This window comes from Paraburkholderia sp. 22099, assembly GCF_052045835.1.
Lineage (GTDB): Bacteria > Pseudomonadota > Gammaproteobacteria > Burkholderiales > Burkholderiaceae > Paraburkholderia > Paraburkholderia terricola.
On record NZ_JBQEPU010000002.1, the window covers coordinates 78,563 to 102,987 of the forward strand.

The window sequence follows — 24,425 nt, forward strand, 5'->3', positions numbered from 1 at the left end:
TGCATCCGCCGGAGCGCACGAAGTCGAAGCATGTCATTGATTTATATCGCGTTTCCATCCCAATAACGAGAGCGATTGCCGATAAGTCGCGCTCGCGACGGCCGTTCCAGCCCATTCGATGGCAGGTTCTCCACAAAGTTATCCACAGGCCACGCGCATCGGCTGAAGCGCTTGTCCGCCGCGCGGCGGTGAAGCACGCGACTTGCCGGGCGGGACACGCGCGCGCTAGAGTGGCGGGTTCGACCGCATGCCGAACGCTGCGCCGGTCGCGCCAGTACGGCCCATCGGCAGGCAATTGCGCGGCATGCGGCGCAACTGCATTGGATGCCGCCGCAGCTTCATTTGCGCTTCATTTTTCGATCGCCAGGAGAACCGCGTTGATGTCTGTCCCGCGTATTGCGCCTAGCCTCTCCACGCCGCCGTCCTTTACGACGACGAACGGCGCGCCGCTCGTTCATCCGGCGTGCCGATGAGCAATCTCACCGACCGTCTCGAGGCCCGCCTTGCGCGCGAATGGCAACGGCGCGGCCCGCTTGCATGGGCGCTGACGCCCCTCGCCTGCGTGTTCGGCGCAATCGCCGCCGCTCGCCGCGCCGCCTTTGCGCTCGGCTGGCTGAAATCGGTGCGCGTCGGCGTGCCCGTGGTGGTGGTCGGCAACGTGACCGTCGGCGGCACCGGCAAGACGCCGACCGTGATCGCGCTGGTCGAAGCGCTGCGCGCGGCGGGCTTCGAACCCGGCGTGGTGTCGCGTGGCTACGGCGCGCGCGTGAACCAGCCGACGCCGGTCACGCCCGCTTCCACGGCGAGCGTCGGCGGCGACGAGCCGTTGCTGATCGCGCGCCGCACCGGCGCGCCGGTGTGGGTCTGTCCAGACCGCGTGGCGGCCGCGCAAACGCTGTGCGCCGCGCATCGCGATGTCGACGTGATCGTGAGCGATGACGGCTTGCAGCATTACCGCCTCGCGCGCGACGCCGAAGTGGTCGTGTTCGATCACCGGCTCGGCGGCAACGGCTTTTTGCTGCCCGCCGGGCCGTTGCGCGAGCCGCTGTCGCGCCGCCGCGACGCGACGCTGATCAACGATCCGTATGCGCGCAGCCTGCCCGCGTGGCCGAACACGTTCGCGCTGCGGCTCGCGCCCGCTGACGCGTGGCATCTCGACAATCCCGCGCTGCGCCGTCCGCTCGCGCAATTCCAGGGCGAGCGCGTGCTGGCCGCGGCCGGCATCGGCGCGCCGGAGCGCTTTTTCGCCACGCTGCGCGCCGCCGGCCTCACGCCCGCCACCCGCGCGCTGCCCGATCACTATGCGTTCGAGCGCAATCCGTTTACCGACGTCGACGCCGACGCCATCCTGATAACGGAAAAGGATGCGGTAAAATTGGGGTCCTGGCACGACGCGCGCATCTGGGTTGTCCCGGTCGAAGCCGCGCTCGATCATCGCCTCATTGCATTAGTTGTGGAGAAAATCCGTGGACGCTCGCCTGCTTGAAATTCTCGTCTGCCCGATCTGCAAGGGCCCGCTCAGCTACGACCGCGCCGCGCAGGAATTGATTTGCAACGCTGACAAGCTCGCCTATCCGATCCGCGACGGCATCCCCGTCATGCTGGTCGACGAAGCGCGGCAGACCGTCGAAGGCACGCCGGTGGATTTGAATCCGGGTTCCGTGGCTTGAATTGGCGGGATCGGCGTTGCGCTTGCGAGGCTGCTTCGGTCGCGGCGCCCCGCGGGTTTGAGCGGCAGGTTCGAGCAACGCCGCCGGGTTGCGTCAGGGTCCGCGCGTCTGGTCGGAGCCCCCACCCAGGTTTTCACGCCGCGTCCGCAGTCCTCGTTTGCCGTCTTTCCCATCCGCGTCCGCTGCATGCGCGGTCGCTTACTTCCCGTCTCATCGCCGCCCGTCTTTAGATGACTCACGCCAACGTCAGCCCTCCCCCGTTCGTCGCCGTCGTGCCGGCCCGGCTCGCCTCCACCCGTCTGCCCAACAAGCCGCTCGCCGACATCGGCGGCAAACCGATGGTCGTGCGAGTCGCCGAACGCGCGCGCGAATCGGGCGCGCACCACGTGCTGATCGCGTCGGACGCGCAGTCGGTCCTCGACGCCGCCCGCGAGCATGGCTTCGAAGCCGTGCTGACGCGCGCCGATCATCCGTCGGGCACCGACCGTCTCGCGGAAGTCGCGGCGCGATTCGGCTGGAGCGACGAAACGATCGTGGTGAACGTGCAAGGCGACGAACCGCTGATCGATCCAGCGCTCGTGTGCGGCGTGGCGTCGCACCTCGCGGCCAGCAATGGCTGCGCGATCGCCACCGCCGCGCATCCGATCACCGACCCCGCCGAAATCTTCAACCCGAACGTCGTCAAGGTCGTGATCGATGCGCGCGGCTTCGCGCTTTACTTTTCGCGCGCGCCGATTCCGTGGGCGCGCGACGCCTATCAGCCGCATTGGCCCAACGTCGGCGCGATGCCCACGCCGCCCGCGCCCGCGATCGTTCACCGGCATATCGGCTTGTACGCGTATCGCGCGCAATTTCTGCGCACGTACCCGAGTCTCGCGATCTCGCCGATCGAGCAAGCCGAGGCGCTCGAACAACTGCGCGCGATGTGGCACGGCGAGCGGATCGCGGTGCTCGTGACCCACGACGTGCCGCTTCCCGGCGTCGACACACCCGCCGATCTCGCGCGCGTGCGGGCTTTATTCGGGTCTTGAGCGTAAAAACCCGTGGCATAATCGGACGGTTGTGCGCGCCTCCTGGCGCCTCCCGTTAAGCAGCGAGAACGAGGGTTTGCCCGGTCGCACCGCTTCAGTCTTGCAGCGCCGTCATAGCCGATGTGCAGCGCGAGACTTGAACGGCAGTTCGATGCGGGTCCCCACGAATCGCGGGATGGCCGCAGCGCCACCAAAGAATTCACATAGATCTGGAGATATCACATGCGTTTGATTCTTTTGGGTGCGCCCGGCGCGGGTAAGGGCACTCAGGCCACGTTCATCAAGGAAAAATTCGGCATTCCGCAGATTTCCACCGGCGACATGCTGCGCGCGGCCGTGAAGGCGGGCACGCCGCTCGGCATCGAAGCCAAGCGTTTCATGGACGCCGGCGAACTGGTCACCGACGAACTGATCATCAATCTCGTGAAGGAGCGTTTGCAGCAGCCCGACTGCGTGAACGGCTATCTGTTCGACGGTTTCCCGCGCACCATCCCGCAAGCGGAAGCGATGAAGCAAGCCGGCGTCGCGATCGACTACGTGCTCGAAATCGACGTGCCATTCGAGGAGATCATCGTGCGCATGAGCGGGCGCCGCTCGCATCCGGCCTCGGGCCGCACGTATCATGTCAGGTTCAATCCGCCGAAAGTCGAAGGCGTGGACGACGTGACCGGCGAACCGCTGATCCAGCGCGACGACGACAAGGAAGAAACGGTCAAGAAGCGTCTGCAAGTGTACGAGGCGCAAACCAAGCCGTTGATCGAGTACTACAACAACTGGGCGAAGAACGGTGATGCCGCCTCCCCGCTGAAGGCGCCGCAATACCGTCGTATCTCGGGTCTCGGTAGCGTCGACGAAATTCGCGAACGCGCGTTCGAGGCGTTGAAGTAACTCGCTCGTCGCTGCATTCGTTGTGCTGAAACCCGCCCATGTCGGCGGGTTTTTTGTTGCGTGCCGCGCGCCCCGCGCTGCCTTGTCGCGCGGCCGCTTTCTTTTATGCGTTGCAGCATAGTCGCTACAATCGATCGTCCAAAACATACTCGATCGACACATTACCGAACCGTAGCAAAGGAGAAGACATGGAGATTCGTGACAACGTATTCCTGATCACCGGCGGTGCATCGGGCCTGGGCGCGGCCACTGCGCGCCTCGTCGTGGAGAACGGCGGCAAGGTGGTGCTCGCGGATCTGAATCAGGATGCCGGCGACGCGCTCGCGAAGGAACTCGGCGGCGTGTTCGTCAAATGCGACGTCAGCCGCGAAGACGACGCCACGCAAGCGGTCGAAGCGGCAACGAAGCTCGGCACGCTGCGCGGCCTCGTCAATTGCGCGGGCGTCGCGCCGGCCATCAAGACGGTCGGCAAGGACGGCCCGCATCCGCTCGATTCATTCGCGCGCACCATCTCCATCAATCTGATCGGCACCTTCAACATGATCCGGCTCGCCGCCGCGGCCATGTCGAAGTACGAACCGAATGCGAACGGCGAACGCGGCGTGATCATCAACACGGCGTCGGTGGCCGCGTATGACGGCCAGATCGGCCAGGCGGCTTACGCGGCATCGAAAGGCGGCGTGGTCGGCATGACGCTGCCGATCGCACGCGACCTGTCGCGCAACGCAATTCGCGTGATGACGATTGCGCCAGGCATCTTCGAAACGCCGATGCTGCTCGGCATGCCGCAGGAAGTGCAGGACGCGCTCGGCGCAATGGTGCCGTTCCCGCCGCGCCTCGGCAAACCGGCGGAATATGCGATGCTGGCCAAACAGATTTTCGACAATCCGATGCTCAACGGCGAAGTGATTCGGCTGGACGGCGCGATCCGCATGCAGCCGAAATAACGAGGTGTCCGGTGCGCTGTTTGATAGGCGCGCCGCAAATTAAAACGCCTGCGCATGAGTCATGCGCAGGCGTTTTGTTTTGGCTCATCGTTCGGACCGATTGCCGGTCTGTCAGTCGCGATCGTCGGGCTGGGTGCGTTGACGCAGTTCATGCAATTGCGACTCCACCACCGTTGCATCCTCGGCATCCGGCCGCTCGCCGAGATAACGCTCGAGGTCCTCGAGCGCGGGGCGCAGATAATCCAGCCGCGCATAGGCGAAGCCGCGGTCGCGCACTTCCTCGATGCTTTCCGGCAGCAGGATCACGAGACGCTGCTGCACGGCCAGCAAACGCTGCCAGCGCTCCGTCTGAAGATACGTGGACTTGAGATTGCGCAGCATGCGGGCGAGAATCTCGCGCCGCGTGGCCGGCTGCAACAAGATGCGCAGCGCGCGGCTCACCGACTCGCCCGCCGACGCCACATACGGCTCCAGCATTTCCACCATCTCCGATTCGGACAGCGATTGCCCGCTGGTCGGATCGAGCATCACATCGCCGTCGGGCGTCGTGACACGCAGCAGGAAGTGCCCCGGAAACGACACGCCACGCACCGGAATGCCGATCTGCTCGGCCATCTCCAGATACAGCACCGCCAGCGAAATCGGAATGCCGCGGCGCCGCTTGAGCACGGCGTTCAGGTGGCTGTTGTCGGGGTCGTAGTAATCGTTGAGGTTGCTGGCGAAACCCAGCTCGCGAAAGAAAAACCGGTTCAGGATGCCGACCTTCTGCTTGATGTCGGCGTCGTCCGGCATGCGGCGCTGCAGGCGCACCACCAGTTCGTCGATCTCGGCCAGCGTGCCTTGCAGATCGAGGTCGGGATAAGCATCCTGCGCGAGCGAGAGCGCCGCCTCGGTCAGCGGCAGGCTCTCGTCCTCGGCGACGAGTGTGCTGAAATAGTCGAGAACCCGCGTCATCGTGATCACTTCACTCGCCTTCTGAAATACGCGTACTTGAAGCCCATCAGCCAAAGCATACCGAAATATAGCGCGGCGAACAGCACGAGGCACGCGCCCAGCAATGCCATCCGGTCGAGCGGCCGGCTATGCATGCCGATCCAGTCGAAGCTGATTGCCAGCCAGTGCATCGCGCCGGCCAGCACCAGACAGGCGCCGAGCAACTGCACGAAAAATTTGGGCCAGCCGTGCGACGGCATATAAATGCCGCGCTTGCGCAAGCCGAGGAACAACAACAGCGCGTTGCCGCAAGCGCCGAGCCCGACGCTCAGCGTGAGGCCGGCGTGCGAGAAAATCGGCACGAACAGATAGTTGCTCAACTGCGTGAGAATCAGCACGCCGACGCCGATTTTCACCGGCGTCTTGATGTCCTGCTTCGCGTAAAAACCGGGGGCGAGGATCTTGATGAGGATCAGGCCGATCAGGCCGACGCCGTAGGCCGACAGCGCGCGAGAGACCATCACGACCGCGTTGCCGTCGAACTTGCCGTAATGAAACAGCGTGGCGGTGAGCGGCTGGGCAAAGAAAAACAGCGCGACCGCGCTCGGCGCGGCCAGCAGGAACGTGACGCGCAGCCCCCAGTCGAGCAGCGACGAATATTCGTGCGGATCGGCGTCGACGTGCGCCTTCGAGAGACTCGGCAACAGGATCGTGCCGAGCGCGACGCCGAGCAGCGCGGTGGGAAACTCCATCAAGCGGTCTGCGTAATTGATCCACGACACCGCGCCCGGACCGATGCGCGATGCAATATTCGTGTTGATGATCAGGCTGATTTGCGCGACCGACACCGCGAACATGGCGGGCACCATCTTGGAGAGCACGCGCTTCACGCCGCGATGCGCGAGCGCCTTCACCGGGTTCAGGCCGATGCTCGGAATCATGTCGATCTTCTTCAGACCCGGCAGTTGCACGGCGAACTGCAGCACACCGCCCGCGATCACGGCCCACGCGAGCGCATAAACCGGCGTTTTCAGATGCGGCGCGACGAACATGGCCGCGACGATGAACGCAACGTTCAGCAGGACCGGCGCGAATGCGGGCAGCGAAAAGTTCTTGTACGTATTGAGCACGCCCGACGCCAGCGACGTCAGCGAGATGAAAATGATGTACGGGAACATGATGCGCGTCATGGTGACCGCGAGCGCGTACGCCTGGCCCTCATGCGCGAGACCCGACGCGACGACGAACACCACGCCCGAGGCGCCCACGACGCCGATCAGCGAGAGGATCGCCAGCGCCCACGCGAGCACCGTCGAGGTCGCGTCGACCAGCGCCTTGGTGGCGTCGTGCCCTTGCTGGTTCTTGAATTCGGCGAGGATCGGTACAAAGGCTTGGGAGAACGCGCCTTCGGCGGAAATGCGGCGCAGCAGGTTGGGGATGCGGAAGGCGACGTAAAACGCGTCGGTATATTGACTGGCGCCGAACGCGCGAGCAATCAGCGTTTCGCGGGCCAGACCGGTCACGCGCGACAGCAGCGTGAAGCCGCTGACCGTCAGCAGGGCTCGGAATAGATTCATGGGGCGCTTATTATACGGGTGCCGCAAAGGCGGACGACGAGCCGGAACGCGATTCGGACCGTTTTTCGAGGTGGACGTTCGCTGAGGTGTCGTCGGCCGAGGCGTTTTTTGTTGAGGAGGGCGCGCGTTTGGTTCATCGCCCGCTCATATCGCCGCCCGCTCGTGGACTTCGGCGGGCTGATGGAAACGTGGCCGCGCGGATCGTCAGGCGCATCGGAATCGGCGATTCCCCGTTGTCACGTGCCTGATTTTGTTGCTATAATCGCCGGTTTCGAAGCTCGCTTAACTTTCGGACGGGGTGAAAGTACGCAATCAAGCACGCCGCATTCAAGCGTGAGAAAGCGTCAACCAACCTCGAAGCACGCCGGAACACGGGCCCGCCTTCGCGTAGTTCGATCGAATTTTTCGACACTTTTTGCGCTCTTGGGCAATCGCTTCCAAGAGTTCGGATCTAAAAGCAGCACCTCACCACTTGAAGGTCAGGTACTGGAAACAGGAACAGGATAAGGAACCGTCATGGCTAACTCCGCACAAGCACGCAAGCGCGCCCGCCAGGCCGCCAAGGCAAATTCGCACAACTCGGCACTGCGCTCGAAGTTCCGCACGGCTATCAAGGCTGTCCGCAAGGCGATCGACGCCGGCGACAAGGCCAAGGCCGCTGAAATCTTCCAGGCATCGTCGAAGACCATCGACATCATCGCCGACAAGAAAATCGTTCACAAGAACAAGGCAGCTCGCCATAAGAGCCGTCTCGCTGCAGCCATCAAGGGTCTGCAAGCGTCCGCAGCCCAGTAATTCCGGTCGGCCCGCTCCGGTGGGCCACGTCCTGTTTCCGCTGCACGGAAAAGCCCGCCTCGGCGGGCTTTTTTGCCTCGATTCAACTCCCCCGCCGCCGGCTCCGCGACTCGTCTCATACATGAGCGAGAGAGGCCGTCCGCTGAAGCTTCCCGCTTTTAGGCCACAAAAAACCCGCTGCTCGCGGGTTTTTTGTTTTTGCCGGCCCTGCGACGACGTGCGCCTTAACGCGTGTTCTTACCTTGCTGCGTGCCGTGCTCAGGCGGCAACTCGCATGCCTCGGTCACCACGAGATCATTGTCTTTCGCGAAGTTCAGAACGAAATCGAAAGCCATGGGTTCGATGTCGCGCAAGCGTGAATCGAGGATCACGCATTTGAGGTCGCCGATCATGGTCGGGCGGACGTACGACGAGTACTGCAGATAAGCGTTCGGCCCCTTTGCACCGGGGCCGAAGCATGACATCACGCCTGCGAGCCGCTCCGACCAGTCGCTCGGCCGAAACCTCTTTCCCGTCGACGTGATGCCCTGAATGAAATATTCGGTTGGAGCTGCTTCGGCCATGTAGAAATACCTGTGTGACTGCCCGGCGGGATGACGGCACCATGACGGCGATGCGGCTCTGAGATGCCTGAGCCCGCCATGCATGCGGCGTTGGCGAACTGCGCCAGGTGCAATGGCGAAGCGCCGGCCAGCTAGCTTGACTGCGTTGCTTGACTGAGCCACCTCGGCGCCAGCCATGACCGCACCCGGGAAGGTTTTTCGAACCGCGTGAGCCATGTCCCGCAAGCGAAATACCAGCCTGCCGGGCTTTGGGATAACTTGCGGATTATAGCGCAGCGTGCCTTTTTCCGCACCGCACACAAGCTTTATCCGACGGGCCCGCGAGCCTTTCGGACAGCTTTCCCAGCCTTTTGCCTGACTCGTCAAATCAGGCGAAATCCTTTATGCTGCATTGAGTTACCACAAACGACGGCGGCGCCGTCCGGCAATCCCTGCCGGGTGAGACCGCCGTATTTGTTTCATGACCGCCAAGAAAATTCGCCACTATCTGCAGTTCAAGGATTTCTCGCTGGAAGACTACGAGTACGTGCTGGAACGCGCGCGCATTCTGAAGCGCAAATTCAAGAACTACGAGACTTACCACCCGCTGCACGACCGAACGCTGGCAATGATCTTCGAGAAGAATTCGACACGCACGCGCCTGTCGTTCGAAGCCGGCATCTTCCAGCTGGGCGGCCACGCTGTCTTCATGAGCACGCGCGACACGCAGCTCGGCCGCGGCGAGCCGATCGAAGACGCGGCGCAAGTGATCTCGCGCATGGTCGACATCATCATGATCCGCACGTTCGGCCAGGACATCATCCAGCGATTCGCCGAGAATTCGCGCGTGCCGGTGATCAACGGACTGACCAACGAATATCACCCGTGCCAGGTGCTGGCGGACGTCTTCACCTTTTTCGAGCATCGCGGCCCGATTCGCGGCAAGACCGTCGCGTGGGTCGGCGACGCCAACAACATGCTCTACACGTGGATCGAAGCCGCGCAGATTCTCGGCTTCAAGCTGCGCCTGTCCACGCCGCCCGGCTACAAGCTCGACCGCGCGCTGGTCGCCGCCGAAAGCGCGCCTTTCTACGCGGAATTCGACGACCCGAACGAGGCCTGCGCGGGCGCCGACCTGGTCACCACGGACGTGTGGACCAGCATGGGCTTCGAGGCGGAAAACGAAGCGCGCAAAAAAGCCTTCGCCGACTGGTGCGTCGACGCCGAAATGATGGCGCGCGCCAACTCCAATGCGCTCTTCATGCACTGCCTGCCCGCCCACCGCGGCGAGGAAGTCAGCGCGGAAGTGATCGACGGTCCGCAAAGCGTCGTGTGGGACGAGGCGGAAAACCGTCTGCACGTGCAAAAGGCGTTGATGGAGTATCTGCTGCTCGGCAAGCTCAATCACTGAGCGAGCCGCGTTTCAGCAGCTCAGCCGGCCGCTGCGTGAAGTGCGACGGGTTTTGACTACGAATCCACATCGCGCGCGCCGCATCCGGCTGCAGTCCATTGCGCAAGCGGCCCCGCCGATCACACCGCACCGTCCCAAAAACGCGGGCCGCCGGCGGTTTAGTGTCAAAATAGTGTTTTTCCGTGCTCCGGAACCGCCGGCGCGCCTTGTTTTCCCGCTTTCTCCAGCTACGAGTTCACCATGAGCGATATCAAGAAAGTCGTGCTCGCCTATTCGGGCGGCCTCGACACCTCCGTCATCCTGAAGTGGTTGCAGGACAACTACGACGCCGAAGTCGTCACGTTCACGGCCGACATCGGCCAGGGCGAAGAGCTGGAACCGGCGCGCAAGAAAGCCCTGCAACTCGGCATCAAGCAAGACAACATCTTTATCGAAGACCTGCGCGAAGAATTCGTGCGCGACTTCGTGTTCCCGATGTTCCGCGCCAATACGATCTATGAGGGCGAATACCTGTTGGGCACGTCGATCGCGCGTCCGCTGATCGCCAAGCGCCAGATCGAAATCGCCCGCGCCACCGGCGCGCAAGCGGTCTCGCACGGCGCAACCGGCAAGGGCAACGACCAGGTTCGCTTCGAACTCGGTTACTACGCGCTTGAACCGGGCATCAAGGTGATCGCACCGTGGCGCGAATGGGACCTGCTGTCGCGCGAAAAACTGCTCGCCTACGCGGAAAAGGCCGGCATTCCGATCGAAATGAAGCACAAGCAAGGCGGCGCGCCGTATTCGATGGACGCGAACCTGCTGCACATCTCGTTCGAAGGCCGTCACCTGGAAGATCCGAAAGCGGAAGCCGAGCCGGAAATGTGGCGTTGGACGGTGTCGCCGGAAGAGGCGCCGGACCAGGCGGAATACCTGGACATCGAGTACGAGCACGGCGATCCGGTTGCGATCAACGGCAAGCGTTTGTCGCCGGCCGAAATGCTGACCGAGTTGAACCGTCTGGGCGGCAAGCACGGCATCGGTCGGCTGGATCTGGTGGAGAACCGTTACGTCGGCATGAAGTCGCGCGGCTGCTATGAAACGCCGGGTGGCACGATCATGCTGAAGGCGCACCGCGGCATCGAGTCGATCACGCTCGACCGTGAAGTGGCGCATCTGAAAGACGATCTGATGGCCCGTTACGCGTCGCTGATTTATAACGGCTACTGGTGGAGTCCGGAGCGCCGCGCGCTGCAGGTGCTGATCGACCATACGCAGGAGAAGGTCAACGGCTGGGTGCGTGTGAAGCTGTACAAGGGCAGCGTCTCGGTCGTTGCGCGCGATTCGAAGGAAACGCTGTTCGACAAGACGATCGCCACGTTCGACGACGACGGCGGTGCTTACAACCAGGCGGACGCTGGCGGGTTCATCAAGCTCAACGCCCTACGCATGCGAATCGCGGAAAACGCGCGTCGTCAGCGCAGCTAAGCGCCGCAAGGCGCAAGCCAGCAACCAAAACGCAGACACAAAAAAGGCGCCGGGAGGCGACTCCCGGCGCCTTTTTCCGTCCCGCGGACAAATCACGCCATCACAAACAAACCGGCTCCGCTTCCAGTTCCACGCCAAAGCGCGTCAGCACATCCTGTTGAATCGCCTTCGCGAGCGCCAGCACTTCTGCGCCGCTCGCGCCGCCGCGATTCACCAGCACCAGCGCCTGCCGCTCATGCACGGCCGCGGCGCCCATCGCGCGCCCCTTCCAGCCGCATCGATCGATCAGCCACCCCGCCGCAAGTTTGACCCGGCCGTCCGGTTGAACGTAGGACACGAGGCCGGGCTCGCGCAGCTTCAGCGCCTCGAACTGCGCTGCCTCCACGACCGGATTCTTGAAAAAACTCCCCGCGTTGCCCAGCTCGTGCGGGTCGGGGAGCTTCGCGCGACGCACCGCGACCACTGCATTGAAGATAGCCTGCGCGCTCGGCGACGCGGCGTCGTCCCCATTGCCGCTCGCGGCCAGTTCACGCGCCAGATCGGCGTAACCGGCGCGCGGCTGCCAAACCTTCGGCAAGCGGAAAGTAACCGACGTAATCACGAAACGGTCGCGCCCTTCCCGCTTGAAAAAACTGTCGCGATAGCCGAACCGGCAAGCCTTCGCATCGAGTTCGACCACCGCCCCCGTTGCCAGCTCCACCGCGCGCAGCGACGCAAACCGCTCGCACATTTCCAGCCCGTAAGCGCCGATGTTCTGAATCGGCGCCGCGCCCACCGTGCCGGGAATCAACGCGAGGTTCTCCAGACCCGGCAGCCCTTGCGCCAGCGTCCACGCGACGAACTCATGCCACGGCTCGCCGGCTGCGGCCTCGACATACCAGGCGTCGCCGTCCTCCCGCACGATGCGGCGGCCCCGCAGCGCCACCAGCAGCACCAGCCCCGCGAAATCCCCCGTCAGCACGACATTGCTGCCGCCGCCCAGAACGAGGCGCGGCAGGCCAGCGGCGCGCGGATCGCGCACGGCCGCCATCAGTTGCTCTTCGCGCTCGATACGGCACGCAAGCTGCGCGCGAACATCGAAGCCGAAGGTGTTGTGCGCCTTTAGCGGATAGCCGGCAATGAATGCGGCGGAAGCGGATTCGGACATCGGAGCGGGAACAATGAAACGACGAATGGGCGGCGGATAAGACCAGATCGAGCCTCGGCCGCGCGACAATGCGCGGCGGCCTTGGGCAAAAGGGAGTGGCGTCGGTAAAATGACATCCGGTCCGTGATTATAGCGAGTGCCCCGTGAGCGGCCGACCGGCCGCGTCATGCACCGCAGCACTATTGGGAGAAAGCAATGCCATCGTTTGACGTCGTCTGCGAAGCGAACATGATCGAAGTCAAGAACGCGATCGAGCAGTCCAACAAGGAAATTTCAACCCGCTTCGACTTCAAGGGGTCGGACGCGCGCGTCGAACACAAGGAAAACGAGATCACGGCTTATGCGGACGACGACTTCAAGCTCGGTCAGGTGAAAGACGTGCTGCTGTCGAAAATGGCCAAGCGCAACGTGGACGTGCGCTTCCTCGACTACGGCAAGATCGAGAAAATCGGCGGCGACAAGGTCAAGCAGGTCATAAAGATCAAGAAAGGCGTGTCCGGCGACCTGTCGAAGAAAATCGTGCGCCTCGTGAAGGACAGCAAGATCAAGGTCCAGGCGAGCATTCAGGGTGACGCGGTGCGCATCACCGGCGGCAAGCGCGACGATCTGCAAAGCGTGATCGCGATGCTGCGCAAGGACGTCACCGATACGCCGCTCGACTTCAACAACTTCCGCGATTGAACGCGTAGCGCGCGCGGTATCGAGCGCGCGCTGAAGGCTTGGCGCACGCGCGGTGGATAGTCATTGCGTCATCGCGCGCCGGCCGCGAAGCGGCCACGATTACAAGTTGGACCAATCAACACCGTTCGACGCGCAACGCAGCTCCCGCTCAAGCTCCGTTGCCCGACGCCGGCCCTCCTGCCGCATCGACCTTCTTTTTCTTGTCGCCGATGCGGCTTTCCTCACCGCGGATCAGCTTGGCGATATTGCCGCGATGACGCCAGATCAGCAGCGAACTCATCACGACGATCGCGAGCGCAATGACGTGCGGCCCGAACAGAAAACCGTCGAAGATCGGCGCGAACGCCGCCGCGGCCAATGCCGCGAGCGACGAATAACGCGTGAAGAAAGCCACGATCAACCACGTCAGCAAAGTCGCAAGGCCGAGAATCGGATTGATCGCGAGCAGCACGCCCGCCGCGGTCGCCACGCCTTTGCCGCCCTTGAAGCGGAAAAAGACCGGATACAGGTGGCCGAGAAACACCGCAACGGCTGCGATGGCAACCGAGGTGTCGTCGAGTCCGTAACGCGCGCCGAAGTGCACGACGAACCATACCGGCAGCCAGCCTTTGAACGCGTCGCCGATCAAGGTAAGGATCGCGGCCTTCTTGCTGCCGCTGCGCAGCACGTTGGTGGCGCCGGGGTTGCCCGAGCCATACGAGCGCGGGTCGTCCAGCCCCATCGCGGCGCTCACGATCACGGCGAACGACACCGAACCGATCAGATAGGCAACGACGGCAACGATCAGATTTTGCATCTAGGACTCTTATAAGGATCGGCGGTCTGAAACTCGATACCCCAACCGCAACAGGGAACGAAACACGGAGCAAAGCGCGGAACAAAGCGCGGAACAAAGCGCGGAACAAAGCGGCGCACATTCTACCGAACCCGCCCGCCCGGAAAACATTCAGGCAAACGTCAATCGACGCTCGCGCATTGCACCGGTTTCGCCGCCAGCAAATCTGCGAGCACCTTCGGCTCGATACTGACCAGAAAACCGCGCCGCCCGCCGTTCAGCCAGACGGTGTCCATCTCGAGGATGCTCGACTCCACGTAGACCGGCATCGGCTTGCGCGTGCCGAACGGCGACGTGCCGCCGATCAGGTAACCCGAATGACGGTTCGCCACCTCCGGCTTGCACGGCTCGACGCGTTTCGCGCCGATCTGCCGCGCGAGATTCTTGGTGCTGACGGTGCGGTCGCCGTGCATCAGTACGATCAGCGGCTTGGCATGCTCGTCTTCCATGACCAGCGTCTTGACGACGTGATGCTCGTCCACGCCGAGCTGACGCGCCGACTCCGCGGTGCCGCCGTGCTCGACGTAATCATAAGGATGCTCGCCGAACGCGACGCCGTGACGGCGCAGAAACTGCGTCGCGGGCGTTTCGGAGACGTGTCTGGATTTGCTCATCGGCGCATTGTAATGGCGAGTCTGCACAACGGCTATTTGCCGAATGGCCAATTGTGCGGGTCGGGCGCTTGTGGCACGATCGTTCGGGAATGTTCCGGCGCAGTGTACGCCGGGCGCGAGCCGCTAGAGCGGGAACTGTGGTCGGCTGCTTTGCATGGGACCGGGGTAACGCGCTTTAGCGTGAACTGTGGTCGACCGCCTTGCATGGGACCAGAGTAAGTCGCTAAAGCGGCAACTCTGGTCGACCGCTCTGCATGGGACCAGAGTAAGCCGCTAAAGCGGCAACTCTGGTCGACCGCCTTGCATGGGACCAGAGTAAGCCGCTAAAGCGGCAACTCTGGTCGACAGGAGACAGTGTTGAGTATTGACTTATCCACCCGTTCCACCATCGATATCCCCGCGCTGCTGGCGGCGCTGCCCACGCGCATCGCCGAGATTCCGGCGCTCGCGGCCGCGCGCGATCCGCAACACATCGCGTTGATCGAGGACGCGCGTCGTTTGACCTGCGCGCAGCTCGCGCAGGCAGTCGAAATCGTCGCCGCGTTGCTAAGTGATTGGGGCGTGCGCGGCGGCGATCGCGTGATGATCGTCGCGGAAAACAGCATCGTCCAGATCGTGCTGCTGTTCGCGGCGGCGAGGCTCGACGCGTGGGCGCTCGTGTCCAACGCGCGGCTGTCCGCGGCGGAACTCGACTCGATTCGCGCGCACGCGCAGCCGCGCGTGGTCGCCTATGCGGTGGAAAGCTCAACCGACGCCCAACAGCACGCGCAGCGGCATGAAGCGCAACCGGCGCCGGCCAGCACGCCGGACATCGGCGCATGGTCGTTCACGGTGGACGCCACGGCGAAAGCCGAACCCATCGAAGCCGCCAACGACCGCCAATGCGCCGCGCTGATCTACACCACCGGCACCACCGGCGCGCCGAAGGGCGTGATGTTGTCGCATCGCAATCTGCTGTTCATCGCCGCGATCTCGAGCCGCTTGCGCAAAGTCGGCCCCGACGACGTCGTCTATGCCGTGCTGCCGATCTCGCACGTGTACGGCTTCGCGTCGGTTTGCCTCGGCAGTCTCCATGCCGGCGCAACGTTGCGGCTCGCGCCGCGCTTCGCGCCGGAAGCCGTGCGCCGCGCACTCGCCGAAGAACACGTGTCGATCTTCCAGGGCGTGCCGGCCATGCACGCCAAACTGCTCGAACATCTGGAGACGCACGGTCATCCGTGGTGCGCGCCGCATCTGCGCTTTGCCTATTCGGGCGGCTCGCCGCTCGACGCCGCGTTGAAGGCGCGCGTCGAAAGCGTCTACGGTCTGCCGCTGCACAATGGCTACGGCATGACCGAAAGCAGCCCGACTGTCTCGCACACCATGCTCGATGCGCCACGCGGCGACTGCTCGGTCGGCGAAGTCATTCCGGGCGTCGAGGTGCGCTTCGTCGGGCTCGACGGCGTCGATGCCGCGCGAGGTGAAATCGGCGAGCTATGGGTGCGCGGCCCGAACGTGATGCTCGGCTATTACCGCAGCCCGGAGCAAACGCGCGCCGTCGTGACCCAAGACGGTTGGCTCAAGACCGGCGACCTCGCGCGCCAGGACGCGGATGGCGCGTTGCATATCGTCGGACGCAGCAAGGAGCTGATCATCCGTTCGGGCTTCAACGTGTATCCGGCCGAGGTCGAACACGTGTTGAACGCGCATCCGCAGGTCGTGCAATCGGCGGTGATCGGACGCCCGGTCGAGGGTAATGAGGAGGTGGTCGCGTTCGTCGAACTGATTGCCGGTGCGCAGGTGACGCCGGCCGAATTGGTCGAGTGGTGCAGCGAGCGTCTCGCGCCGTACAAGCGCCCTGCCGAAGTGAAGGTGCTCGCCGCGCTGCCGGCGGCGTCGACCGGCAAGATTCTCAAGCACCGGCTGCGGGAATTCGTCTGAAGCAAGCGTCGGGACAGCAACGATAACCGCATCCGCCACGGCGCGAACGCCCGCCCCTCACCCCCGCGGATGATGCTGCGCATGCAGCGACTTCAAGCGCTCGCGGGCCACGTGCGTATAGATCTGCGTCGTGGAAATGTCCGTATGGCCGAGCAGCAGTTGCACGACGCGCAGATCGGCGCCGTGATTCAGCAGATGCGTGGCGAACGCGTGCCGCAGCGTATGCGGCGAAAGCGGCGCATGCACGCCGGCCGTCGCAGCGTGCCGCTTGATGATGTTCCAGAATTGCTGCCGCGTCATGCCCTCCGCGCGGCTGGTGACGAAGAGCGCGTCCGTCGCTCGCGCACCCAGCAGCGCCGGGCGCGCTTCGCGCAGATAGCGTTCGATCCAGCCGTGCGCTTCCTCGCCGAACGGAATCAGGCGCTCCTTGGAGCCCTTGCCCATCACGCGCACCACGCCTTCGTTCAGACCCACTTCCACGGTCTTCAGCGTGACGAGTTCGGTGACGCGCAAACCGCTCGCGTACATCAGCTCCAGCATCGTGCGGTCGCGCAAACCCAACGGCGTGCCGACGTCGGGCGCGCCGAGCAGCGCTTCGACTTGCGCTTCGCTGAGCGTCGACGGAAAACGCGGCGGCTGCTTGGCCGAGCGGATGCGCAGCGTCGGATCGATCTTCGCGCGATGCTCGCGCACCGCCCAGCCGTAGTAGCGGCGAAACACCGAAAGCCGCCGGTTCGCGGAGGTTGATTTGTCTTTCTGCCGCGCCGCGCTATAGGCATTGAGATCGGCCTCGCTGGCGGTGTCGAGCGACGTGTTGCGGGTTTTCGCGAGCCATTCGCAAAAGAGCCGCAGGTCGCGCCGGTATGCATCGAGCGTGTTGCGCGACAGGCCGTGTTCGAGCCACAGCGCGTCGCAGAACGCATCGATCGACGCGGAGCTCGCCAGAAAAAGAGGTGACGCGATGGGTGCGTCGTCAGCCAGAGTGTCGCTCATGCGTATGGAATGCCTTCATGCGCCAGGAGCCAGCGCTTGACGTTGCGAAAGAAGCCGTCTTCGGCGTGATGCGAAAACCCGCCGATGCCGCTCGAACTCACCACCCGATGGCACGGAATCACGATTGGAAAATAGTTGGCGCCGCACGCCTGACCGACCGCGCGCGGCGCGCTGCCGAGTTGCTTCGCCAACTGCCCGTAGGTGCGCACGGCACCCGGCGGAATGTCGCTGATCGCCTGCCACACGCGCTGCTGAAACGCCGTGCCGACCGATGCCAACGGCAAGTCGAACTTCGCGGACGCGCGCTCGAAATACCGTTCGATCTGTTCGGCCGTCTGTTTCGCCAGTGGCGTCTCGGGCGCGACGTTCGCAATCGAGTCGGGAAGATAGACGATCTCGCGCACGGCATCGCCTTCGAGCCGGATGCCGACCTTGCCGAACGGCGCATCGATCACTGCGTTGAACATGGTTGCCTGCTCCTCACTGGCGGCGCTTTTTTCCGATTTGGCTAGCGTACCTGCGTGGCGTGCAGGCGTTCGAGTGCCGCTACTTTACGCCGCTTCCAACGCCCATTCCACATGCTCGCGCACGACGGCGGACGGGTCGTCGGCACGCGAGCGCAGCGCCTCCACGATCGCCTCGCGTGCGTCCCCGCTCAGACTTTCCGAAGACGCACGCAGCGCATTGCCCATCCCCACCGCGAGATTGCGCAGCCAGCTCTCGTAACCGATGCGGCGAATCGCGCTGCCCTGCATGCGCGTGTCGAACTCCTGCGCGCTCCATGCAAATAGCTCGACCAGCGACGCGCGATCCAGCCCATGCCGCACGTCGAAATCGTCGACCGGCGCGGCTTGCGCGAACTTGTTCCACGGACACACGAGTTGGCAATCGTCGCAGCCATACACACGATTGCCGATCAGCGGCCGCATTTCCAGGGGAATATTGCCCTTCAGTTCGATCGTCAGATAGGAAATGCAGCGGCGCGCATCGACCTTGTAAGGCGCGACGATCGCGCCGGTCGGACAGGCGCCGATGCAGCGCGTGCAACTGCCGCAATGCGAGCCCGGCGTTTCCGGGGCCACGTCGGGCGAGGTCTCGGCATCGGTCGGCAAGGGCACGTCGACGTAAATCTCGCCGAGGAAAAACAGCGAACCGGCGTCGCGTTGCAGCAGCAGCGTATGCTTGCCGCGCCAGCCGATGCCGGCCTTTTGCGCCAGTTCCACTTCGAGCACCGGCGCCGAATCGGTGAACACGCGGTAGCCGAATACGCCGATCGCGGCTTCGATTTTCTCGGCCAGTTGTTGCAAACGGTTACGCATGACCTTGTGATAATCGCGGCCGCGCGCATAGATCGACACCACCGCTGCCGACGGATCCGCGAGCCGCGCATGCTCGGCCGCGCGCCAGTCTCGCGGTGCGGGCGGCGCGTCCGGCAAGGCGCTTTCGTTCGCCTTTCCGTTCAATGTCCGCGCGGGCAAATAGGCGATGCGCGCGGTAATCACACGTCGCGTGCCGGCCACAAGCTCGGCGGGCCGCGCGCGTTTCATGCCGTGTTTCGCCATATAATCCATCTCGCCGTGGCAACCCGCTTCCAGCCAGGCTGCAAGCGGCGCCTCCGCGGCGGAGAGATCGGTATCGCTAATGCCGATCGCCGCGAAACCCAGTTCACGGCCCCACGTTTTGATGTCCAGCGCGAGCGCATGCAGCGCCGCTTCATCCAAACGACGCTCGGCACGCGCATCGTCGTCAGACGCAGGCGTGCGGGACACAGGGGACTCCGGACTTCGGTTCATCACGTCATTTTACGAGAATGCCCGTCAATCCCGATCACGCGATCCAACCGCCCGCGAAGCTCCTGCTCGAACGCACCTTCGCGCTCGCGGACGAAGCCGCCACGCACGCGTTCGGCGAGCGCTTCGCGCTGGCGATCGAAAGCGTACGCGCGATGGCGCAAGAAGCGTCGCGGGAAGCACAGCGGCACGCTCCGGTCGCTGCCGGCGGCCAGGCATTTCACGGGCTGCAAGTCCAACTCATCGGCGACCTCGGCGCCGGCAAAACCACACTCGTGCGCGCCACGTTGCGCGGCCTCGGCCACACCGGCCGCGTGCGCAGTCCCACGTACACGCTCGTCGAACCTTATGTGCTCGCGCGGCCCAATGGGGAACTCGCGCTCTATCACTTCGATCTGTATAGATTCACCGATCCGGCCGAATGGGCCGATGCGGGCTTCCGCGAATACTTCGACAGCGGCGCGATCTGCCTCGTCGAATGGCCGCAACGCGCGGGCCGCCTGCTTGGCGTGCCGGATCTCGTCTTCTCGCTCGACCTGGACCACGCGGGCGACGGCCGCGTACTCGTCGCACGGGCCTACAGCGAATCAGGAAAGGCATGTCTCGAAAGATGTTGATCAAACCGTTCCGCTCGATCGAATCGGCGGCCACCGCAACGCATAACTGGCGGCGCCGGCAGATGCTGCGCGCGGGCGCATCCACGCTCGTGCTCGGCCTCGTCGCCCCGCGCCTCGCGTGGGCCAGCTCGGTGCTCGGCGTGCGCGTCTGGCCGGCGCGCGACTACACGCGCGTGACGATCGAATCGGATCAGCCTTTGCAAAACGCGCAGCAATTGCTGCAAGGCCCGGACCGGCTGGTGGTCGACCTGAACGGCCTCGATCTGGACCAGGCGCTGAAGGATCTCGTGTCGAAGATCACGCCGAACGATCCGCAGATCCAGTCGGTGCGCGTCGGGCAATATCAGCCGCATGTGGTGCGAATGGTGTTCGACCTGAAGGGTTCGGTGAAGCCGCAGGTGTTCACGCTGCCGCCGGTCGGCGCGTACAAGTACCGGCTGGTGTTCGACCTGTACCCCGCCGTCGCGCCCGATCCGTTGATGGACCTCCTCGCGCAGACCGAGCGCAAGGAACAGAGCCTGAATGAAAACAGCGCGCCGCCCGCCACGCTGAGCGGCCCCGGCACCACACCGCCCACCGCCGATAACAGCGAAGCGTTCTTCGAGCGTTATGCGCAGAACGGCGGCTCTGCCACGCCCAACGTGCCGCACGCGCCGGCGCCGCTGCCGCCGATTCTCGGCAAGCCGGCCGCGCCCGCCGCGCCCGTCACGCCGCCGAGCGCGATCGCCCGCAACAAGGGCGGCGCCAGCGGCGGAAGCAGCGCCGGCAAGCTCGGCGACGACAACGGCGGCGACGACACCTACGCCTTCACCACGCCGAAACCCGGCAAAAGCAACACGGTGCGTCTGTTGACCGTCGCGATCGATCCGGGTCACGGCGGCGAGGACCCCGGCGCGATCGGCGGCTCGGGCACTTACGAGAAGCACGTCGCACTCGACATCGCCAAGAAGCTGCGCGCGAAGATCGATGCGCAACCGAACATGCGCGCGATGATGACCCGCGACGCCGACTTCTTCGTGCCGCTGAACGTACGCGTGCAGAAGGCGCGGCGCGTCGGCGCGGATCTGTTCGTATCGATTCACGCGGACGCGTTCACCACGCCCGACGCGAAGGGCTCCTCGGTGTTCGCGTTGTCCGAGCATGGCGCGTCGAGCGCGGCGGCGCGCTGGATGGCGAACAAGGAGAATGCCTCGGATCAGATCGGCGGGATCAACATCAAATCCGCCGACGCCACCGTCAACCGCGCGCTGTTCGACATGTCGACCACCGCGCAGATTCGCGACTCCATGCGCTACGGCAACTTCGTGCTGAAGGAGATCGGCGGCATCAACAAGCTGCACAAGGGCTCGGTCGAACAGGCGGGGTTTGCGGTACTGAAAGCGCCTGACATTCCGTCGATCCTCGTGGAAACCGCCTTCATCAGCAACCCCGATGAGGAGCGCCGTTTGAACGACGACGCCTATCGCGAGAAGATGGCCGATGCGATCATGACCGGCATCAAGCGCTATTTCGCGGCGAATCCGCCGTTGGCGAAGAACCGCATGACTTGACGGCGCGCGCAGTCGCGCCGCCCCGCATCAAGCCGCGCCCTGGTGCGCAACGAAGAACGGCCGCTCGATCGCGGCCGTTCTGCTATCCGGACTCACATCCGCTCAACGCTCAACGCGCCGGCGACAAACGCTGCACGACCCAGCCGCCGAACACGTTCACCGCCAGCCCCGCCATCACCAGCAAGGCGCCGACGATTTGCGCGACGGACAAGCGCTCGTCGAGAAACAAAGAGGCGGACGCGAGCCCGACGATCGGCACCAGCAACGAGAACGGCGCGACCTGGCTCGCCGGATAGCGCGAGAGCAGCCGGCTCCACAACCCGTAGCCGAGCAGCGTCGCAACGAACGCGAGATAGACGACGGCGAAAATCGACATCGCGCTGATGCCCGAGAGCGCGGCGGCGATTCGCTGCGGTCCCTCGAACGCATACGAGAAGGCGAAGAACGGCAATGGCGGAATCAGGCTGCCCCACACCACGAGCCCGACCAGATCGACCTTGCCCACCTTCTTCGTGACGATGTTGCCGAGCGCCCACGAACACGCGGCGCACAGCGTGAGGACGAAACCGGCGAGCGTCATCTCGTGACCGCCTTGCATGCCGATCAGCGCGAGCCCGCCCGCGGCGATCAGCAATCCGACGATGTTCGGCACGCGAAAGCGCTCATGCAGGAACAGCGCCGCGAACATCAGCGTGAAAAACGCCTGCGCCTGCAGGACCAGTGAAGCGAGCCCCGCCGGCATGCCCACATACATGGCCGAGAACAGAAACGCGAATTGACCGAACGAGATCGTCGCGCCGTAGGCGAGCAGCCAGCCCCACGGCATGCGCGGACGCTTGACGAAAAACACCGCCGGCACCGCGGCGAGCGTGAAGCGCAGCGCGCCGAGCAGCATCGGCGGCACACCATGCAGGCCCACCTTGATCACGACGAAATTGACGCCCCACGCCAGGACGACCACCAGCGCGAGCAGCAAATCCCTGGGCGACATCCCAGTCTCCGATTGGTTGTTCAATCCGGCAGTTTAGCGGAGGCGGCCGCAAGCGATGGGCCGCGCTACGGATTGCCGGAGCGCCGACGTGCTTCGATCCGTCAGCATTCCGCCCTCCGCAGTAGAATCATCCATTGAGCAAAATCCCAACCCATCCTTCCAGCCGAGCCCCCCATGTCCTCCTCGATCAAAGCAGTCCTCAAGCCGCATCTGCGCGACGTCGGCAATCTGACGGTGCGGCGCGTGCTGCCCGCCCTGGCTGCGCGTTTGATCGGGCCGTTCATCTTCTTCGACCACATGGGCCCCGCCACGCTCGAACCCGGTGTCGGTCTCGACGTGCGCCCGCATCCGCATATCGGCCTCGCCACCGTCACATATCTGTTCGAAGGCGCGGTCATGCATCGCGACAGCCTCGGCTCCGAGCAGAAGATCGTCCCAGGCGACGTCAACTGGATGACGGCCGGGCGCGGCATCGTCCACTCCGAGCGCACGCCCGCCGAAGACCGCGCGAGCGGCCTCACCATGCACGGCATCCAGACCTGGGTTGCGCTGCCGTTGGAGGACGAGGACATCGAGCCGTCGTTCGCGCATCACGCCGCAAACACGCTGCCCGTGGTCGAGCGCAACGGCGTCACGCTGCGCGTGATCGCGGGCACCGCCTTCGGCGAAACCTCGCCGGTCGCGACGTTTTCGGGCACGCTGTACGTCGCCGCGCAGTTCGCGCCGGGCGGCGCCTTCGCGCTCGAACCGGAGCACGAGGAACGCGGCGTGTACCTCGTGGACGGCGACCTGGAGATCGACGGCGCGCCGCTCGAACCCGGTCAGATGGCGGTGCTCGCGCTCGACGAAACGGTCACGCTCGCGAGCACGCAGGGGGCGCGCGTCATGCTGCTCGGCGGTGAGAAACTCGATGGCGAGCGCTTTATCGAATGGAATTTCGTCGCCAGTTCGCGCGAGAAGATCGAAGCCGCGAAGCTCGCGTGGAGCAATCAGGAGATGGGCAAGGTGCCGGGAGAAACCGAATGGATTCCGCTGCCGACACGAAAATGAACACCGGCAGGCGCGGCCGAACGCGCCGCGTTGAATCCACGGCACTCGCCCCCAACTAGTCAACAAACCGTTTTATCGACGAGGACGCAATGGACACCACTCTGGCCACTTTCGAACAGGACGTCATCACGGCGTCGACACTGGCTCCCGTGCTGGTCGATTTCTGGGCGCCGTGGTGCGGCCCCTGCAAGACGCTCGGCCCGATGCTCGAAAAGCTCGAAGCCGAAGCCGCCGGCAAATGGAAGCTCGTGAAGGTGAACGTGGACGAGAATCAGGAACTGGCCGCGCACTTCCAGGTGCGCAGCATTCCGCACGTCATGGCGTTCGCCGACGGCCGGCCGGTCGATCAGTTCGTCGGCGTGCTGCCGGAAGGCCAGTTGCGCGAGTTTATCGAGCGGCTCGTGCCGCAAGGCGCGGACGCGTCGCGTCTCGAAGCGCAAACCGCGCTGGCCGAAGGCCGCCGTGAAGATGCGTACGACGCGCTGCAAGCCGCGCTCGCCTACGACCCCGGCTTCGACGAAGCGCGCATGGACCGCATCGAAATGCTGCTCGAAGACAACCGTATCGACGAAGCGCGCAACGAAGTCGATCTGCTGTCGCCGAAAACCACGCAAGGCATCGACGCACGCTTCAACGCGATCAAGACGCGGCTCGACGCCGTGGACGCCGCCGCCGACCTGCCGCCCACGGATGCGCTCGAGGCCAGGGTCGCGTCGAACCCGGACGATCTCGAAGCGCGCTTCGATCTGGCTAGCGCGCTGATCGCGCGCCGCAAGTACGCGGGGGCGCTCGAACACCTGCTGGCGATCGTGCAGCGCGACCGCACGTTCCGCGACGACATCGGCCGCAAGACGATGCTGTCGGTGTTCGATCTGGCCGCGCATCAGCCGGAACTCGTGTCGCAATGGCGGCGCAAGCTGAGCGCGTCGCTGTTCTGATCCGTGCCGCCGTTCAGGTGCGGCCAGTGCGCCGCGCC

At 64.3% G+C, this 24,425-nt stretch carries 24 protein-coding genes; 14 read left to right on the plus strand and 10 right to left on the minus strand.

Annotated features, from left to right (window positions below; all coding sequences use genetic code 11):
* Positions 1-469 precede the first annotated feature (469 nt).
* From lpxK to ACTJLC_RS02620, 5 genes are all read left to right on the plus strand, one after another.
* Positions 470-1,486 (plus strand): tetraacyldisaccharide 4'-kinase, encoded by a 1,017-nt coding sequence (gene lpxK, locus ACTJLC_RS02600; RefSeq protein ID WP_114163116.1) that lies wholly within the window; start codon positions 470-472, stop codon positions 1,484-1,486.
* Positions 1,467-1,670: a Trm112 family protein gene (locus ACTJLC_RS02605; RefSeq protein ID WP_007180583.1), complete on the plus strand. Its 204-nt coding sequence runs from the start codon at positions 1,467-1,469 to the stop codon at positions 1,668-1,670. Before lpxK ends, ACTJLC_RS02605 begins: the two co-directional genes overlap by 20 nt.
* 230 nt (positions 1,671-1,900) lie before the next feature.
* Positions 1,901-2,701: a 3-deoxy-manno-octulosonate cytidylyltransferase gene (gene kdsB / locus ACTJLC_RS02610; RefSeq protein WP_440843231.1), complete on the plus strand. Its 801-nt coding sequence runs from the start codon at positions 1,901-1,903 to the stop codon at positions 2,699-2,701.
* A gap of 222 nt (positions 2,702-2,923) precedes the next feature.
* A complete protein-coding gene (gene adk / locus ACTJLC_RS02615) occupies positions 2,924-3,589 on the plus strand; it encodes an adenylate kinase (RefSeq protein ID WP_073427000.1) in 666 nt (221 codons plus the stop codon).
* Between the two features lie 188 nt (positions 3,590-3,777).
* Positions 3,778-4,536, plus strand: coding sequence for a 3-hydroxyacyl-CoA dehydrogenase (locus ACTJLC_RS02620; RefSeq protein ID WP_114163577.1), 759 nt, complete (start codon positions 3,778-3,780; stop codon positions 4,534-4,536).
* Between the two features lie 111 nt (positions 4,537-4,647).
* On the opposite strand, the gene ACTJLC_RS02625 is transcribed toward ACTJLC_RS02620, so the two are convergent.
* Both ACTJLC_RS02625 and murJ read right to left on the minus strand, forming a co-directional pair.
* Positions 4,648-5,490, minus strand: coding sequence for a SirB1 family protein (locus tag ACTJLC_RS02625; RefSeq protein WP_073427222.1), 843 nt, complete (start codon positions 5,488-5,490; stop codon positions 4,648-4,650).
* A gap of 5 nt (positions 5,491-5,495) precedes the next feature.
* Positions 5,496-7,046: a murein biosynthesis integral membrane protein MurJ gene (gene murJ / locus ACTJLC_RS02630; RefSeq protein WP_310129999.1), complete on the minus strand. Its 1,551-nt coding sequence runs from the start codon at positions 7,044-7,046 to the stop codon at positions 5,496-5,498.
* 516 nt (positions 7,047-7,562) lie between these two features.
* Between murJ and rpsT the strand changes: the two genes are divergently transcribed.
* The gene (rpsT, locus tag ACTJLC_RS02635; protein WP_020069158.1) at positions 7,563-7,841 is read left to right on the plus strand and encodes a 30S ribosomal protein S20; all 279 of its coding nucleotides are present in this window, start codon (positions 7,563-7,565) and stop codon (positions 7,839-7,841) included.
* A 224-nt stretch (positions 7,842-8,065) separates the two neighbouring features.
* Here the strand turns inward: rpsT and ACTJLC_RS02640 are convergent, their stop codons facing one another.
* Entirely contained in the window at positions 8,066-8,404 is a 339-nt protein-coding gene (locus ACTJLC_RS02640) for a DUF3579 domain-containing protein (protein ID WP_073426997.1), read from the minus strand.
* 460 nt (positions 8,405-8,864) lie between these two features.
* Between ACTJLC_RS02640 and argF the strand changes: the two genes are divergently transcribed.
* Entirely contained in the window at positions 8,865-9,794 is a 930-nt protein-coding gene (gene argF / locus ACTJLC_RS02645; protein ID WP_073426996.1) for an ornithine carbamoyltransferase, read from the plus strand.
* 240 nt (positions 9,795-10,034) lie between these two features.
* A complete protein-coding gene (locus ACTJLC_RS02650) occupies positions 10,035-11,261 on the plus strand; it encodes an argininosuccinate synthase (RefSeq protein WP_440843232.1) in 1,227 nt (408 codons plus the stop codon).
* Between the two features lie 100 nt (positions 11,262-11,361).
* On the opposite strand, the gene murB is transcribed toward ACTJLC_RS02650, so the two are convergent.
* A complete protein-coding gene (gene murB, locus ACTJLC_RS02655) occupies positions 11,362-12,408 on the minus strand; it encodes a UDP-N-acetylmuramate dehydrogenase (RefSeq protein ID WP_440843233.1) in 1,047 nt (348 codons plus the stop codon).
* Between the two features lie 195 nt (positions 12,409-12,603).
* On the opposite strand from murB, the gene ACTJLC_RS02660 reads away from it, so the two are divergent.
* Complete coding sequence (locus ACTJLC_RS02660; RefSeq protein ID WP_007180572.1) at positions 12,604-13,089, plus strand: YajQ family cyclic di-GMP-binding protein; 486 nt, start codon at positions 12,604-12,606, stop codon at positions 13,087-13,089.
* A gap of 148 nt (positions 13,090-13,237) precedes the next feature.
* Here the strand turns inward: ACTJLC_RS02660 and plsY are convergent, their stop codons facing one another.
* Together plsY and ybaK are read right to left on the minus strand one after the other, a co-directional pair.
* A complete protein-coding gene (gene plsY, locus ACTJLC_RS02665) occupies positions 13,238-13,885 on the minus strand; it encodes a glycerol-3-phosphate 1-O-acyltransferase PlsY (RefSeq protein ID WP_073426993.1) in 648 nt (215 codons plus the stop codon).
* 161 nt (positions 13,886-14,046) lie between these two features.
* A complete protein-coding gene (ybaK, locus tag ACTJLC_RS02670) occupies positions 14,047-14,538 on the minus strand; it encodes a Cys-tRNA(Pro) deacylase (protein WP_154873445.1) in 492 nt (163 codons plus the stop codon).
* 357 nt (positions 14,539-14,895) lie between these two features.
* Between ybaK and ACTJLC_RS02675 the strand changes: the two genes are divergently transcribed.
* Positions 14,896-16,458: a class I adenylate-forming enzyme family protein gene (locus tag ACTJLC_RS02675; protein WP_310129991.1), complete on the plus strand. Its 1,563-nt coding sequence runs from the start codon at positions 14,896-14,898 to the stop codon at positions 16,456-16,458.
* Between the two features lie 57 nt (positions 16,459-16,515).
* Here the strand turns inward: ACTJLC_RS02675 and xerD are convergent, their stop codons facing one another.
* The 3 genes from xerD to queG form a co-directional block, all read right to left on the minus strand.
* Complete coding sequence (gene xerD, locus ACTJLC_RS02680; protein ID WP_154873447.1) at positions 16,516-17,451, minus strand: site-specific tyrosine recombinase XerD; 936 nt, start codon at positions 17,449-17,451, stop codon at positions 16,516-16,518.
* Positions 17,448-17,918 carry a methylated-DNA--[protein]-cysteine S-methyltransferase gene (locus ACTJLC_RS02685; RefSeq protein WP_073426989.1) on the minus strand — a complete coding sequence of 157 codons (471 nt, stop codon included), beginning with the start codon at positions 17,916-17,918 and terminating at the stop codon, positions 17,448-17,450. Before ACTJLC_RS02685 ends, xerD begins: the two co-directional genes overlap by 4 nt.
* 84 nt (positions 17,919-18,002) lie before the next feature.
* Positions 18,003-19,244 (minus strand): tRNA epoxyqueuosine(34) reductase QueG, encoded by a 1,242-nt coding sequence (gene queG, locus ACTJLC_RS02690; RefSeq protein ID WP_310129986.1) that lies wholly within the window; start codon positions 19,242-19,244, stop codon positions 18,003-18,005.
* Positions 19,245-19,261: 17 nt separating this feature from the next.
* Here queG and tsaE point away from each other — a divergent pair, with 17 nt between their 5' ends.
* Together tsaE and ACTJLC_RS02700 are read left to right on the plus strand one after the other, a co-directional pair.
* Positions 19,262-19,858: a tRNA (adenosine(37)-N6)-threonylcarbamoyltransferase complex ATPase subunit type 1 TsaE gene (tsaE, locus tag ACTJLC_RS02695; RefSeq protein WP_310129985.1), complete on the plus strand. Its 597-nt coding sequence runs from the start codon at positions 19,262-19,264 to the stop codon at positions 19,856-19,858.
* The gene (locus ACTJLC_RS02700) at positions 19,840-21,408 is read left to right on the plus strand and encodes an N-acetylmuramoyl-L-alanine amidase (RefSeq protein ID WP_310129983.1); all 1,569 of its coding nucleotides are present in this window, start codon (positions 19,840-19,842) and stop codon (positions 21,406-21,408) included. Before tsaE ends, ACTJLC_RS02700 begins: the two co-directional genes overlap by 19 nt.
* Positions 21,409-21,517: 109 nt before the next feature.
* Here ACTJLC_RS02700 and ACTJLC_RS02705 read toward each other — a convergent pair whose 3' ends face one another.
* Entirely contained in the window at positions 21,518-22,399 is an 882-nt protein-coding gene (locus ACTJLC_RS02705; protein ID WP_310129981.1) for an EamA family transporter, read from the minus strand.
* 174 nt (positions 22,400-22,573) lie between these two features.
* On the opposite strand from ACTJLC_RS02705, the gene ACTJLC_RS02710 reads away from it, so the two are divergent.
* Both ACTJLC_RS02710 and trxA read left to right on the plus strand, forming a co-directional pair.
* The gene (locus tag ACTJLC_RS02710) at positions 22,574-23,449 is read left to right on the plus strand and encodes a pirin family protein (RefSeq protein WP_154873451.1); all 876 of its coding nucleotides are present in this window, start codon (positions 22,574-22,576) and stop codon (positions 23,447-23,449) included.
* A gap of 89 nt (positions 23,450-23,538) precedes the next feature.
* The gene (gene trxA, locus ACTJLC_RS02715; protein WP_310121210.1) at positions 23,539-24,387 is read left to right on the plus strand and encodes a thioredoxin; all 849 of its coding nucleotides are present in this window, start codon (positions 23,539-23,541) and stop codon (positions 24,385-24,387) included.
* Positions 24,388-24,425: the final 38 nt, after the last annotated feature.